This is a genomic window from Agrobacterium sp. GW821-FHT02D03 (genome assembly GCF_059421725.1).
The window spans coordinates 967,088-979,255 of record NZ_JBWKVN010000001.1 but is presented as its reverse complement, the minus strand read 5'-3'; the positions used below and the strand labels follow the sequence as shown (position 1 = coordinate 979,255).

The following is a 12,168-nucleotide window of genomic DNA, read 5'->3' as shown; positions in this document are numbered from 1 at the left end:
AGGGATCAATCATCTTTCACATCAACGAGCAGGTGGCTCTGAAACAGGAGATCGGGAACGTGTGTGCCGAAATCAACGAACAGGTCGTGGATGTTGCGGCATATGTCATCCAATGCCACGACGGGGATGCGAAGGCGGCAGTAGAAACGCTGCTGGATGAGATCGAGCATCTGCAACAACAGCTGTCGGTCGCCGTCGCCGCGATGGGACGAGGATTTACGCGCGGGTGGATACCGAACGGCGAGCGGGAGTGACATGCGCCACCGTCGCGGTATCGATCTGGTGGGCGCGGGCGACGAGATAGCAGGACAAAAGGCCAACGAGGTTACATTTGCCGACCTGCCGCAATGGTATTCGGTCAGCGGCAAATGCGGACAATGCGGAGAGGTGAGCATGCTGGAACGGTGGGAATTACAGCGACGGTTTGGCAAGTCGCAGCAGTTGATGCCGCTGGAACGGAAGTTGCGGTGCAGCCGATGCGGCAACGGAAACGGCAACCATTTCGTCTTCGGGCATGTATCGCGCGATTGAGGACGGATGCTGCTTTGAACGATGCAGATCGCCTCTCGACGATCGTCTTGCCTATCCGCGCAGATTGATACCGAGGAGAATGCCAGCCGCTCAGTAATAGCCATCCGCCAATCGGATAGTGGCCACTGAGGCTAAGACAAGTCCCTACTCACCGATCGCACCCACTCGGTCAACGGCGGTCGTAACCGCCACCCACGAAGGACACATCGAATGAAGAGATTGGGAGAGAATCTCAGGGGCAGACGGGTCGAACACATGGAGACCTGCACATGGCACGACGCAACGCGGGGTCGTCTTTCCGCAGCGGCATTTAGCCCGCGACCATAAAGGACAAATGGGCAAAACGATAGTGAGGTCGGCGCGATGGATAGACAAGAGACCGCACGGTTCCGCGCGACGCCTTAACCCTGACAGGAATTTTCATCAGCCATGCAAACGGAGGTTTCCAGCATGCGACGCGTTTCGTTTCTTTGTACTCTTTTCATGATCTCTCCAACACTGGCACTGGGCTGCTCCGAGCCTTCCAGCGATGTCCGCATTCCCAGGGCGCCCTCCAAAATTTCACAGCCCTCCTGCGTGCTTTATTCCAATTGCTCGGAGTATGACATGCGCTCCTACAAGAACGACGTCGCGACCTATATTCGCGCCCTGACGGAATATGCAGAGGACGCAGCCGATGCCGCGGATGCGGCGAAGAACTTTGCCAGCGATGCAGCAGACTATGCGCGATGCGAAGGCAGTAACGCCAGTTCACGCATACGGTGAGCTTTCATAGTCGCACGCATCTCCCGGTATCACGGCGAAACGCTGCCCACCCAAAGGGACGAAGGCGCCGTGCTCCATCTCGGCCGGGAGATGAGCGCATCCATCTCCGCCGCCTGCCCGTCCGGATGAATTCTTCACCCGGGCGGATCCTGCGGTGGTCACCCAGAACAGTTCAAATCGATGTCACGTCCAACTGAAAACAAAGCGAAAGGATCAAACTCATGAAGCGACTTATCCTATCTTCCATCATGGTGCTTGCAGCAAACAGCGCCTTCGCCGAGTGCGGGATGAACGCCTCGCGATGCTTCAAGAAAGATGGAAGCACCTACGAACTCCAGCAGAATCTTGGAGGCGGATATGCCGTCAGCCGCGACGGCAAAAGTGAGGGAAGGCTCTCGCAAAATCTCAGTGGCTCCTGGACGTTGTACAGGCCGGACGGCACGACGGAAACGTTCGACCGAAAGCCATCGTCCATTCCGAAATACTGAAGCATGCCGCGCAAGAGGGTGCAGCGGTCTGGCGATGACGACAGACTATAAGACAACGAGCTGAAGCGTGGCGAGGGAATCTGAAGATCGCGCCACGCTTTAAAGCATGGTCCGCGCAAAAGTGTGCAGCGGTTTTGCGATAACGACATGCGACCAAACAAGGGTCTAAAGCGAAGGAGCGAATCTGAAAGATCGCGACACGCTTCAGCACTTGCAGCCGCTATCATTATACATTATAAAATAATATATAGTGAATTAGGATGGAGGGCATCTATGCCGGTCACCAAAATCTCCGACAAGCTATCGGTCTCGACCCAGCCAAGTGTGGAAGACATCGAGGCCCTTCACTCTCAAGGCTTCACGACATTCATCAACAATCGCCCGGATGGCGAGGACACGTCTCAACTCGGCACGAAAGTGGAGGCGCAGGCAGCGGGCCAATATGGTCTGGCCTATAGCCACATTCCGGTGACGATGAGTACCATCACCGAGGCGGACGTGCGAGCTTTCCAGGATGCCATGCGCCAGTCCGATGGCCCGGTTTTCGCCCATTGCAAAGGCGGCACCCGTTCGCTCAGCCTCTATGTGATCGGCGAAGTTCTGGATGGGCGGATGAAAGCAGCCGATGTCGCTGCCTTCGGCCGCGCCCATGGCTTCGACATGGGTGCCACAGAGACGTGGCTTGCCCGCCAAACCTCTCGGCGGCCGCAGGTGAAGGGCTTCTTCGACGCCCGCACCTCCAGCATTCAATATGTGGTCTCTGATCCCGAGGCTGGAAAATGCGCCATTATCGATCCGGTGTTGGATTTTGACGAGAAGTGCGGCGCCACAGCCACCATCAATGCCGATGCGATCCTCGATTATGTGCGTGCCCAAGGTCTCACGGTCGAATGGATTCTCGACACGCATCCGCATGCCGATCATTTCTCTGCCGCACAGTATCTGAAACAAAAGACAGGTGCCCGCACCGCCATCGGCGAGCGCGTCGTGGATGTCCAGGCGCTATGGAAGGATATCTATAACTGGCCGGACCTCGAAACCGATGGGTCGCAATGGGACCAGCTGTTTGCCCATGGAGAGACGTTCAAGATCGGTTCACTCGATGCGCGGGTTCTCTTCTCTCCCGGCCACACGCTCGCCTCGATCACCTATGTCATCGGCGATGCGGCCTTCATCCACGACACGCTGTTCATGCCGGATGGCGGCACGGCGCGCGCCGATTTCCCTGGCGCGGATGCGGAGACCCTCTGGCACTCCATTCAGGATATTCTGGCCCTGCCGGATGAGACGCGGCTTTTTACCGGTCATGATTATCAGCCGCATGGCCGCACGCCGCGTTGGGAAAGTACGGTCGCCGAACAAAAAGCCTCCAACCCGCATATTGCAGGCGTCAGCCGGCAGGATTTCGTGACGCTTCGTACACAACGCGACAAGACGCTCCCCATGCCGAAGCTCATGCTCCATGCGCTACAGGTGAATATCTGCGGTGGCCGCCTGCCGGAACCGGAGGCAAATGGCAAACGCTATCTCAAGTTCCCGCTGGATGCCTTGCAGGGAGCCGTTTGGGAATGACCGCTTTGCCAAAAGACCTGGCGCTTTCGCCTGCCGAAATGGCAGACCGCGCCGCAGATGTCGCCACCCTGCTGAAAACCCTGTCGCACCCGGCGCGGCTGATGATCGTCTGCACCCTGGTCGAAGGGGAGTTCTCCGTTGGCGATCTGGAGGAGCGGCTCGATCTGCACCAGCCGCATCTCTCCCAGCACCTCACCGTGCTGAGAGGCTCCGGCATTGTCGATACCAGGCGTGATGGCAAGCAGATTTTCTACCGGCTGACCGAAGAAAAGGCCGCCCAACTGATCGCCGCGCTCTACACTATTTTCTGCGCGAGGGAGACGGCATGAGCCCTTATCTCGCCTCCCTTGCGGGCGGCCTGTCGATCGGCGCCTCCGCCGTCATGCTGCTCATCCTCAACGGCCGCATTGCCGGTATCAGCGGCATTGTCGGGCGCCTGGTCCAGGGCGCAGGGCTCACCACCAATCTCGCCTTCGTGCTGGGCCTGCTGCTCGGGCCGATTGCCTATCTTTCTCTCTTCGGTGGCTGGCCGCAGATCGAGATCACCACGCCCTTGCCACTCATCGCGCTCGCAGGATTGCTGGTCGGCTTCGGCTCGCGCATGGGCTCCGGCTGCACCAGCGGCCACGGCGTGCTGGGGCTCGCGCGGCTGTCACCCCGCTCCATGGCAGCGGTCGCGACATTTCTGGCAACGGGCATTGCCGCCGTTGCCGTCCTGCGGAGCATCGGATGATGAACCGCTCGATCCTTCGATTTTCCGCAGCACTGGCATCCGGCCTGATCTTCGGCCTCGGCCTGTCACTTTCCGGTATGCTGAACCCTGCCCGCGTTCAAGCCTTTCTGGATGTCTTCGGCAATTGGGACCCGAGCCTCGCTTTCGTTCTTGGCGGCGCTGTCCTTGTTGCCTTTATCGGCGGGCGGGCAGCACAACGCATGGGGCACCCCGTGCTGGACGATGTGTTCCACCTGCCGACAAAACAGAAGATCGATGCGCCGCTCATCATCGGCTCAGCGCTTTTCGGCCTCGGCTGGGGGCTCGGCGGCTTCTGCCCCGGCCCGGCCATCGCGTCTCTCTCGGTGACAGCACTCACCAGCGGTGCGCCGCAGGTCATCCTCTTCGTCGTCGCCATGCTTTTGGGCATGACGCTTCATGACCGCCTGTGGAGCAGGCGTCCCTAACGACACGGACTTGCCACGAAATTCGGCACCGGGACGTTGAACGTGCTTGTCAGCGCTCCCCGGCAAGGCGATTTTGCGCAATGCACAGCGAAGAAAATCCGACGTGAAAGACCTCACGTTACGTCATTAACGAAGTATTGATGGGAACTTCTTCTTCTGTTGCGCCTTAAATGGTTATGGTATTGAACTAGCCTGTGTTTCTCGCAGACCCGCATCTTATTCAAGGTAATTTCCAGTGCTGGATAGCCCCAATAGTTCCCGCTTTATTGCCGCGGCATTTGCCGCTTCGGAAGACTGCATCAAAGTCATCGGCTTGGATGGCTCTTTGCAATTCATGAACGAAGGCGGCCAGCGGGTGATGGAGGTGGACGATTTTTCCCAGTTCAAGGGCTGCTACTGGCCCAATTTCTGGGAGGGCCAAGGCAATATCGATGCTGTTGCCGCACTGGCTGAAGCCCGCGCCGGTCGCCCTGCGCGCTTCACGGGCTTCGCCAATACAGCCAAGGGCACGCCGCGCTATTGGGATGTAAAGGTCTCCCCCCTTTTCGATGACAAAGGTGCTGTCGAAGGCATCCTGTCCATTTCAAGAGACATCACCGCTCTGAAGTCCTTCGAGGATGAGCAGATCCTGTTGCGCAACGAGCTTGCGCACCGCATCAAGAATATCCTCGCCCTTGTGCAGGCGGTCGCGTCGCAAACGTTGAAAGACGACGCCGACATGGCAACGGCCAAGCCAACCTTCCTCTCGCGCCTGGGCGCTCTCAGCCGCGGGCATGACATCCTCATCAACGCCCATCACAACCCGACGCAACTGCGCACACTCGCGGACGCCGTCGTTGCTGAACATAGCGCCGGCCGGGTTTTGATCGATGGCCCCGAAATCGATCTCTCGGCCAAATGTGCGCTTGCGCTTACCCTCGCCTTCCACGAACTTGCCACCAACGCCTTCAAATACGGCGCGCTCTCCAACGACACCGGCATCGTCTCGCTCACCTGGAAACTCAACGAAGACGCCGACCGCCCCACCCTCGACCTCACCTGGAAAGAAACCGGCGGCCCCGAAGTCTTCCAGCCGACCCGCCGCGGCTTTGGATCGAGGATGATCGATAAGGCGCTCTCCTCCTATCTTGGAGGCGCGAGCCGGATTGATTTCGACAGGGACGGGCTGGTGTTTTCGCTCTCGGCACCGGTTGCCAATCTGATCGAAAACTGAGTCAATCCAAGAGCCTGCGACGTTCTCCACGCCCAAAAGACGCGTGCTCTTGACAGAGACAAAATATCCGTTATTCTGGATATATGGATACTAATCTTGCCATTACAGCGCTGTCGGCCCTTGCGCAAACAACGCGTCTTGAAACCTTCCGTCTCCTCGTGGAGGCGGAGCCCGATGGTGTGGCGGCCGGTGAGCTGGCTCGGTTGGTGGACGTGCCCCAGAACACGATGTCGGCACATCTCGGTATTTTGCAACGCGCTGGCATCGTGAAAAGCGACCGGCAAAGCCGCTCCATCATCTATCGCGCCGATCTCGATGGTTTTCGTGCGCTCACACTCTTCCTGCTCAAGGATTGCTGCAACGGCAATGCCGCGCTCTGCACCCCGCTAATCGCCGATTTGACGCCCTGCTGTAGCGTTGAAAAGTCGTGACGCAGCATCACGCCACCACGCCAGGATCAAACGCCGGAAAGACAAGTTGATGTCCACGTTCGAACGCTACCTGACAGTTTGGGTCTTTCTTTGCATTCTGGTCGGCGTCACGCTCGGCCACCTGTTGCCGGGGGTCTTTCATGCGATCGGCGCAGCTGAGGTCGCCAGCGTCAACATTCCTGTCGCCGCCCTAATCTGGCTGATGATCATCCCCATGCTGCTGAAGATCGATTTTGGCTCCCTGTCGAAAGTCGGACGATATTGGCGCGGCATCGGCGTCACACTTTTCATCAACTGGGCGATCAAACCTTTCTCCATGGCTCTTCTCGGCTGGCTGTTCGTCGGTTGGCTGTTTCGACCGTTGCTGCCGCAAGATCAGATCGACTCCTACATTGCGGGATTGATCATCCTGGCTGCAGCGCCCTGCACGGCGATGGTCTTCGTCTGGTCGAACCTGACCAAGGGCGAGCCTCATTTCACCCTGTCGCAGGTGGCGCTCAATGACGCCATCATGGTCGTCGCCTTCGCGCCGATCGTAGGCTTGCTTCTCGGCCTCTCCGCCATAACGGTGCCATGGGATACGCTGACGATTTCGGTCGTTCTCTATATTCTCATCCCCGTCGGCATAGCCCAACTTCTTCGCAAGATGCTGACCGCCGATGGAAAGACGCGCGCGCTGGATGCCCTGCTTGCCCGGTTGCAGCCGCTTTCTCTTGTCGCTCTCCTGGCAACGCTCGTTCTCCTGTTCGGCTTTCAAGGCGAGCAGATCATCGCCCAGCCTGCCGTCATCGGGCTTCTTGCCATGCCGATCCTGATCCAGGTCTACTTCAATTCGGGCCTTGCCTATCTCCTCAATCGGCTATCGGGCGAACAGCACTGCGTTGCTGGCCCATCGGCCCTGATCGGCGCCAGCAACTTTTTCGAACTCGCGGTGGCCGCGGCCATCAGCCTGTTTGGCTTCCAGTCTGGCGCCGCACTCGCAACCGTCGTCGGCGTGCTCATCGAGGTGCCCGTCATGCTGTCCGTCGTCTGGATCGTGAACCGCTCGAAGGCTTGGTACGAAAGCGCCCCATCCGTTTCAAAGAACGCCCAAGCCAAGGAGGCATAATCATGCAGGTCACCATCTACCACAACCCCGCCTGCGGCACGTCGCGCAATACGCTGGCCATGATCCGCAACGCCGGTATCGAACCCACGGTCATAGAGTATCTCCAAACCCCGCCATCACGCGCAGAGTTGAAGGCAATGATCACCGATGCTGGACTGACGGTCCGCGAAGCGATCCGGGAAAAGGGCACGCCCTATGCCGAACTGGGATTGGACAATCCGGCGTTAAGCGACGAGCAGTTGCTGGATGCCATGGTGAAGGAGCCGATCCTCATCAACCGGCCTTTCGTGGTTACGCCGCTCGGAACACGGCTCTGCCGTCCGTCGGAAGCGGTGCTGGAAATTCTGCCCGACAGCCATAAGGGTGCCTTCACCAAGGAAGATGGAGAACAGGTTCTCGATCATGAGGGAAAGCGCATTGTCTGAGCACCTCCCCGCTTTACAGACCGAGCATCTCGATCCCGTCGCGGCAGAGGCCCTGCGGCCCGCAATGTCGGTCCACAGCCCGCGCATCCTCATACTCTATGGATCGCTCAGAGAAGTGTCCTATAGCAGGCTCCTCGCCTTCGAGGTCCGGCGCCTGCTGGAGCATTTGGGGTGCGAAGTGCGGTTGTTCGATCCCGCTGGACTTCCGCTTCCGGATGAAGCACCCGCCAGTCATCCCAAGGTGCAGGAACTACGCGACTTCTCGCAATGGTCGGAGGGTCAGGTCTGGATCAGCCCGGAGCGCCACGGCGCCATGACCGGCATCATGAAATCGCAGATCGACTGGATTCCTCTGTCGCTCGGTTCCGTGCGCCCCACCCAGGGCAAGACGCTTGCGGTGATGGAGGTTTCCGGCGGCAGCCAGTCCTTCAATGCGGTCAACCAGATGCGCATCCTCGGCCGCTGGATGCGGATGATCACCATTCCCAACCAGTCTTCGGTCGCCAAAGCATTTCAGGAATTCGATGCCGTAGGGCGGATGAAGCCATCCTCCTATTATGATCGCGTCGTCGATGTCTGTGAGGAACTGGTGAAGTTCACCCTTCTGACACGCGACGCCTCACCCTATCTGACCAGCCGTTACAGCGAGCGGAAGGAAGAAGCAGCAGCACTTGAGAAGCGGGTGTCACTGAATTCGATCTGACCAGCAGCGCGCTTACGCCACCTGAGCCCGGCATGACCGCGCGACAATGACGAAAGCGGCAATGCTGAGCGCGCCAAGTCCTGCATTTGCCGCAAGCGCAAAGCTCAGGCCCACATTTTCCATGGCGGCGGCAAAGGCGAAGGGCGCGAAAGCGCCAACCGCAAGCCGCGCAGCGGTCAGTTTGCCGGTCATTGCGCCATAGCCTTCCGAGCCGGCGAGATAAAGCGGCAGGCTCCCCTGGGCGATGCTGTTGATGCCGGAGCCAAGCCCGAGACAGATGGCAAAGGCCACCGCACCCGGCAACCAGTCCGCGCTCATCAGCAGCATCACCACCCCAGACACGATCAGCACCGCGGACAAAACGGCAAGGCCCGGCGGCGAAAGACGCTTTCCAAACACCATGTTGATCAGGCGGCTCAGAACCTGGGCCGGGCCGAAGAGAGAACCGATCACAACAGCGGCAGCCCCCAGCCCGATTGATCCGAGCATAGGCACCATATGCGCCAGCATGGCGGAAAGCGTAAATCCGAGAAGCGCGAAAGCGACGGAGACGATGAGCATGGTCCGCTGGCGCATATGCGGCGGAACGGCGCCGACGACAGTCGGTTTCGCGCGAGCGGGCAAACCACGCGCCGTCTTGCCAAGGCTCCTGATCCAGACATGCAGCGGCATGCAGACAACAAGGTTGAGCGCCGCAAAGACGAGATAGATTTCACGCCAGGAAAGATGGCTGGCAAGCACGCTGGAGATCGGCCAGAAGATCGTTGACGCAAAGCCGCCAATGAGCGTCAGATAGGTAATGCTCCGCGACGCGCTATGGGCATCGCTCTCCACCAGCGTGGCGAAGGCCGCCTGATATTGCACCATGCCGGACGAAACCTCGAGCAGGATGATGGCAATGGCAAACGTCGCAACCGAAGGTGCTGCGGCGCACAGCACGAGCATCACCGATGCCAGCGCGGACCCGACCGCCATTATGGTTGCCGCACCCAGCCGGTCCATCTGTCTGCCGATGTAAATTGCCGAAAGCCCGCCGATAAAGAGGGAAACGGAGAACACCCCGAACACCTGCGCCAGCGAAAGCCCAAGATCCTGCGCCATGCCGGGCGCCAGTATGCTGAAGCTGTAATAGAGCGTGCCGTAGCCGATGATCTGCGTCAGGCCGAGCGCTGAAACGAGAGAGGCAGAAACGCGCGACTTACTCAACGGCGTTCACTCTTGCAGCAGATAGATGACCTTCGGACAGCGGGACATTATGCCGGATCGCGGAGTGGCCAGCGCAGCAGTCTTCCATCAGGAAGGTCACAAGCTCGGCAAGCGTCTCGAAACTGGCACGATAGATGATGGAGCGTGACACCCGTTGCTGGTTGATCAGCCCGGAACGCTCCAGTTCCTTGAGATGGAATGAGACATTGGTGGCAGAAACGCCCATGCGTTCGGCAATTTTACCGGCCGCAAGTCCATCCGGACCCGCAACGACCAGCGCCCGCACGATGCGAAGCCTGGTTTCCTGGGCGAGTGCCGCGACAGAAGAAAGCGCCTGACGCTCGTCCATATTTCAACAATCCTTGAACTATTGGATTGAGACATACGGCATGCAATGAAGATCGACAAGTGTGGCTGTGACCAGTCGAAATATCGTCCTGCCGTCACATCGCGCCCTTGTCGCTGGCAATCCGCGTTTCCACCGTCTTGGCGATGGCCTTCAGATTGCGGGGCTTACCGGCAATCTTTTCCAGCGCGGCGACGACCAGATCGCGGGCGACGTAATCCGACTTGTGGCCGAGATTATGGACGACGATGAGCTCTGCTCCCGGGATATCGCGGGCAAGATGCTTGGAGTGGATTTCGGTCGAGACCACGCCGTCCTTGTCCCCGGCAATGATGATCGTCTTCGCTCGGATCTGCCGATAATTCGCAGAGGCATCTTTTGCCCAGCCGTTCAAAGCCCCCACTTCCTGGGCATTGTGACGAAAGGCGACGGGGCGCAGGGCACGGTAGGCTTTCGTCTTCGAAACATAATCGGATGGCATGGGGTTGGGTGCGAAGACACCTTTGACCGCACCGTTCAACACAATCAGCCCGGCAGGCGGGGCAATGAGCGTGCTGAAGAACACGCCGGCCACGGGCACGCGCGCGGCGTCATAATACCAGCTGATGCCACCCGGCCACGGGTAGAGTGCGGGTGACAGGAAGACGAGCCCTTCGATCATATCCTTGTGGCGCAGTGCGAAGGCGGCGGTGATCGCGCCGCCGAAGGAGTGGCCGACGATGATCGCCTTGCGGATGCCGCGCTTTTTCATCGCCTCGGCAATCGCATCGGCCTGCGCGTCCGGCAGGATGTTTTCCTTCGGCCCGATATCGGAAAGACCGTGCCCCGGCCGGTCGACGAAGAGCAGCTTCGCGCGCCCTTCCAGCGGCTCGCGGAAGGAAAAGAGCGGATCGTAGAGGCTGGCACTCGCGCCATGGATGAAGACGATCGGCGGAAGATCGGCCTTCTTTCCGGCGGGCAGCAGGATGCTGTTCAGCTTGAAGCCGCCGACATCGACCCTCTCTTCACCCTTGGTCGGGCTGTCCGATGCAGCGATCGCGGGCGTCATCATGCTCATGGCAAGAACCGTTCCGAGCATCGGCAGAAAACTGTTGGGCATGATCGTCCTGAGAAGAGAGGTAACATCACGTCTTGAACCCGGCCATCTCGATACGCAAGACGGAAATGGCCGGGTCCTTAATGGGCAGAACGCCCATTCAGCTTTCCCGTCAGCCAGCAGGAGCAAAACGCCGTGGCCGCGGAAAGCACAGAACCCCAGATGAGATCGGCAATGGTCAGTGTTGTTGGCCAGGTCACGAGCGTCGCCTGATTGGTGAGGTCATAGGTGCCATAGGCGGCCAAGCCGAAGAAGGCGCCGTTGCGCAGCGCCACCACCAGCCGGCGCTGGTCGAGGCCGGGAATAACCGCAAAGAAGCTCAAGGCCGCACAATAGATCAGATAGAAGAGCACGGCGGGGACAAGGCGGAACTGCGGCGCCAGAAGATCTCCCAACAGAGGGCGGTAGAGACGGTCCGCCATGGTACTGAGCCACACCGCATCTATGGCCAGGAAGAAGACCATGGTCGCGATATAGGCGATGACGAAACGTTTCATGAGAACTCCCACGTCTTAAAGCATTCCTGGACGCACATCGCGCAAACGTGTCGCGCCCGGCACCCCAGGATCAGTTGATACGCGTCCAGTTGACGCCCTTGCAGACGATGCCTGCCAATACGCAGCCCTTGGTGGTCATGCTGGCGCCTTTGACGGAGACGGTCAGCTTGTAGGTCAGGTCGCGCTGCGGATCGAAAGCGGTGCCGGAATATTCGCCGTCGGATGTCGGCTTGATGCTCATCACCAGCTTGTCGCCCGTCTTTTCCTTGGGCGTACCCGGCTTGATCCAGGTGTTGATGGCGCAGATGTCGGAGCCGCAGGGTGCAATCCGGACCTTGGCATTGCCATCGCCGCGCGCCCACTGGCCCTCGATCGTATCTGCAAAGGCACTGCCACCACTCAAAGCAAGGGCAAGGATGGACAGTCTAAGAACCGTTTTCATGCTCAAATCCTTTAACAAGAGGCGTCGCTGCGCACCGATGACGAGAACAACGCGCCGACCTTGATTTCGGATCACAAGAAATGGTGTAAGAATTTTTTTTCTTCTGCAAGGAAACCGCGACCGGTCGTTCTCCGTAGATTTGGCAGACTCATCATGCTGATCACGG

The 12,168-nt window shown here is 59.1% G+C and carries 18 protein-coding genes; 13 read left to right on the top strand and 5 right to left on the bottom strand.

What is annotated here, in order from left to right:
* The first annotated feature begins 59 nt into the window (after positions 1-59).
* The 13 genes from AC07U5_RS04560 (at position 60) to arsH (ending at position 8,415) form a co-directional block, all read left to right on the top strand.
* Complete coding sequence (locus AC07U5_RS04560; protein WP_207773694.1) at positions 60-254, top strand: hypothetical protein; 195 nt, start codon at positions 60-62, stop codon at positions 252-254.
* Position 255: 1 nt separating this feature from the next.
* Positions 256-531 (top strand): hypothetical protein, encoded by a 276-nt coding sequence (locus AC07U5_RS04555; protein WP_062426273.1) that lies wholly within the window; start codon positions 256-258, stop codon positions 529-531.
* A 606-nt stretch (positions 532-1,137) separates the two neighbouring features.
* On the top strand, positions 1,138-1,296 hold the full coding sequence (locus tag AC07U5_RS04550; protein ID WP_494722398.1) for a hypothetical protein: 159 nt from the start codon (positions 1,138-1,140) through the stop codon (positions 1,294-1,296).
* A 221-nt stretch (positions 1,297-1,517) separates the two neighbouring features.
* The gene (locus AC07U5_RS04545; RefSeq protein WP_062426272.1) at positions 1,518-1,784 is read left to right on the top strand and encodes a hypothetical protein; all 267 of its coding nucleotides are present in this window, start codon (positions 1,518-1,520) and stop codon (positions 1,782-1,784) included.
* A 273-nt stretch (positions 1,785-2,057) separates the two neighbouring features.
* Positions 2,058-3,356, top strand: a complete 1,299-nt coding sequence (gene blh, locus AC07U5_RS04540) for a bifunctional sulfur transferase/dioxygenase Blh (RefSeq protein WP_494722397.1) — start codon at positions 2,058-2,060, stop codon at positions 3,354-3,356.
* Positions 3,353-3,685 carry a sulfite-sensing transcriptional repressor BigR gene (bigR, locus tag AC07U5_RS04535; RefSeq protein WP_494722396.1) on the top strand — a complete coding sequence of 111 codons (333 nt, stop codon included), beginning with the start codon at positions 3,353-3,355 and terminating at the stop codon, positions 3,683-3,685. The genes blh and bigR overlap by 4 nt, the downstream gene beginning before the upstream one ends.
* The gene (locus AC07U5_RS04530; protein WP_494722395.1) at positions 3,682-4,089 is read left to right on the top strand and encodes a YeeE/YedE family protein; all 408 of its coding nucleotides are present in this window, start codon (positions 3,682-3,684) and stop codon (positions 4,087-4,089) included. Before bigR ends, AC07U5_RS04530 begins: the two co-directional genes overlap by 4 nt.
* Positions 4,089-4,535 carry a DUF6691 family protein gene (locus AC07U5_RS04525; protein WP_494723254.1) on the top strand — a complete coding sequence of 149 codons (447 nt, stop codon included), beginning with the start codon at positions 4,089-4,091 and terminating at the stop codon, positions 4,533-4,535. The genes AC07U5_RS04530 and AC07U5_RS04525 overlap by 1 nt, the downstream gene beginning before the upstream one ends.
* A gap of 235 nt (positions 4,536-4,770) precedes the next feature.
* A complete protein-coding gene (locus AC07U5_RS04520) occupies positions 4,771-5,748 on the top strand; it encodes a sensor histidine kinase (RefSeq protein ID WP_494722394.1) in 978 nt (325 codons plus the stop codon).
* 83 nt (positions 5,749-5,831) lie between these two features.
* On the top strand, positions 5,832-6,179 hold the full coding sequence (locus tag AC07U5_RS04515) for an ArsR/SmtB family transcription factor (RefSeq protein ID WP_494722393.1): 348 nt from the start codon (positions 5,832-5,834) through the stop codon (positions 6,177-6,179).
* A gap of 49 nt (positions 6,180-6,228) precedes the next feature.
* Entirely contained in the window at positions 6,229-7,287 is a 1,059-nt protein-coding gene (gene arsB, locus AC07U5_RS04510) for an ACR3 family arsenite efflux transporter (protein ID WP_494722392.1), read from the top strand.
* Between the two features lie 2 nt (positions 7,288-7,289).
* Positions 7,290-7,712, top strand: a complete 423-nt coding sequence (arsC, locus tag AC07U5_RS04505) for an arsenate reductase (glutaredoxin) (RefSeq protein ID WP_494722391.1) — start codon at positions 7,290-7,292, stop codon at positions 7,710-7,712.
* Positions 7,690-8,415 (top strand): arsenical resistance protein ArsH, encoded by a 726-nt coding sequence (gene arsH / locus AC07U5_RS04500; protein ID WP_494722390.1) that lies wholly within the window; start codon positions 7,690-7,692, stop codon positions 8,413-8,415. Before arsC ends, arsH begins: the two co-directional genes overlap by 23 nt.
* 12 nt (positions 8,416-8,427) lie before the next feature.
* Here arsH and arsK read toward each other — a convergent pair whose 3' ends face one another.
* From arsK to AC07U5_RS04475, 5 genes are all read right to left on the bottom strand, one after another.
* The gene (gene arsK / locus AC07U5_RS04495) at positions 8,428-9,621 is read right to left on the bottom strand and encodes an arsenite efflux MFS transporter ArsK (RefSeq protein WP_494722389.1); all 1,194 of its coding nucleotides are present in this window, start codon (positions 9,619-9,621) and stop codon (positions 8,428-8,430) included.
* Positions 9,614-9,970 (bottom strand): ArsR/SmtB family transcription factor, encoded by a 357-nt coding sequence (locus tag AC07U5_RS04490; RefSeq protein ID WP_494722388.1) that lies wholly within the window; start codon positions 9,968-9,970, stop codon positions 9,614-9,616. The genes arsK and AC07U5_RS04490 overlap by 8 nt, the downstream gene beginning before the upstream one ends.
* Positions 9,971-10,064: 94 nt before the next feature.
* Positions 10,065-11,066 (bottom strand): alpha/beta fold hydrolase, encoded by a 1,002-nt coding sequence (locus tag AC07U5_RS04485; RefSeq protein WP_494722387.1) that lies wholly within the window; start codon positions 11,064-11,066, stop codon positions 10,065-10,067.
* Between the two features lie 77 nt (positions 11,067-11,143).
* Positions 11,144-11,560, bottom strand: coding sequence for a DUF2177 family protein (locus AC07U5_RS04480; RefSeq protein ID WP_494722386.1), 417 nt, complete (start codon positions 11,558-11,560; stop codon positions 11,144-11,146).
* A gap of 70 nt (positions 11,561-11,630) precedes the next feature.
* Complete coding sequence (locus AC07U5_RS04475) at positions 11,631-12,002, bottom strand: DUF2147 domain-containing protein (RefSeq protein WP_062426256.1); 372 nt, start codon at positions 12,000-12,002, stop codon at positions 11,631-11,633.
* Between the last annotated feature and the right edge of the window lie 166 nt (positions 12,003-12,168).

Excerpts from the sequence above, each read along its gene's own strand:
- AC07U5_RS04555 (WP_062426273.1), top strand. The coding sequence starts at position 256 with ATGCGCCACCGTCGCGGTATCGATCTGGTGGGCGCGGGCGACGAGATA.
- AC07U5_RS04550 (WP_494722398.1), top strand. The coding sequence starts at position 1,138 with ATGCGCTCCTACAAGAACGACGTCGCGACCTATATTCGCGCCCTGACG.
- AC07U5_RS04545 (WP_062426272.1), top strand. The coding sequence starts at position 1,518 with ATGAAGCGACTTATCCTATCTTCCATCATGGTGCTTGCAGCAAACAGC.
- blh (WP_494722397.1), top strand. The coding sequence starts at position 2,058 with ATGCCGGTCACCAAAATCTCCGACAAGCTATCGGTCTCGACCCAGCCA.
- bigR (WP_494722396.1), top strand. The coding sequence starts at position 3,353 with ATGACCGCTTTGCCAAAAGACCTGGCGCTTTCGCCTGCCGAAATGGCA.
- AC07U5_RS04530 (WP_494722395.1), top strand. The coding sequence starts at position 3,682 with ATGAGCCCTTATCTCGCCTCCCTTGCGGGCGGCCTGTCGATCGGCGCC.
- AC07U5_RS04525 (WP_494723254.1), top strand. The coding sequence starts at position 4,089 with ATGAACCGCTCGATCCTTCGATTTTCCGCAGCACTGGCATCCGGCCTG.
- AC07U5_RS04515 (WP_494722393.1), top strand. The coding sequence starts at position 5,832 with ATGGATACTAATCTTGCCATTACAGCGCTGTCGGCCCTTGCGCAAACA.
- arsB (WP_494722392.1), top strand. The coding sequence starts at position 6,229 with ATGTCCACGTTCGAACGCTACCTGACAGTTTGGGTCTTTCTTTGCATT.
- arsC (WP_494722391.1), top strand. The coding sequence starts at position 7,290 with ATGCAGGTCACCATCTACCACAACCCCGCCTGCGGCACGTCGCGCAAT.
- arsH (WP_494722390.1), top strand. The coding sequence starts at position 7,690 with ATGAGGGAAAGCGCATTGTCTGAGCACCTCCCCGCTTTACAGACCGAG.
- AC07U5_RS04490 (WP_494722388.1), bottom strand. The coding sequence starts at position 9,970 with ATGGACGAGCGTCAGGCGCTTTCTTCTGTCGCGGCACTCGCCCAGGAA.
- AC07U5_RS04485 (WP_494722387.1), bottom strand. The coding sequence starts at position 11,066 with ATGCCCAACAGTTTTCTGCCGATGCTCGGAACGGTTCTTGCCATGAGC.
- AC07U5_RS04480 (WP_494722386.1), bottom strand. The coding sequence starts at position 11,560 with ATGAAACGTTTCGTCATCGCCTATATCGCGACCATGGTCTTCTTCCTG.
- AC07U5_RS04475 (WP_062426256.1), bottom strand. The coding sequence starts at position 12,002 with ATGAAAACGGTTCTTAGACTGTCCATCCTTGCCCTTGCTTTGAGTGGT.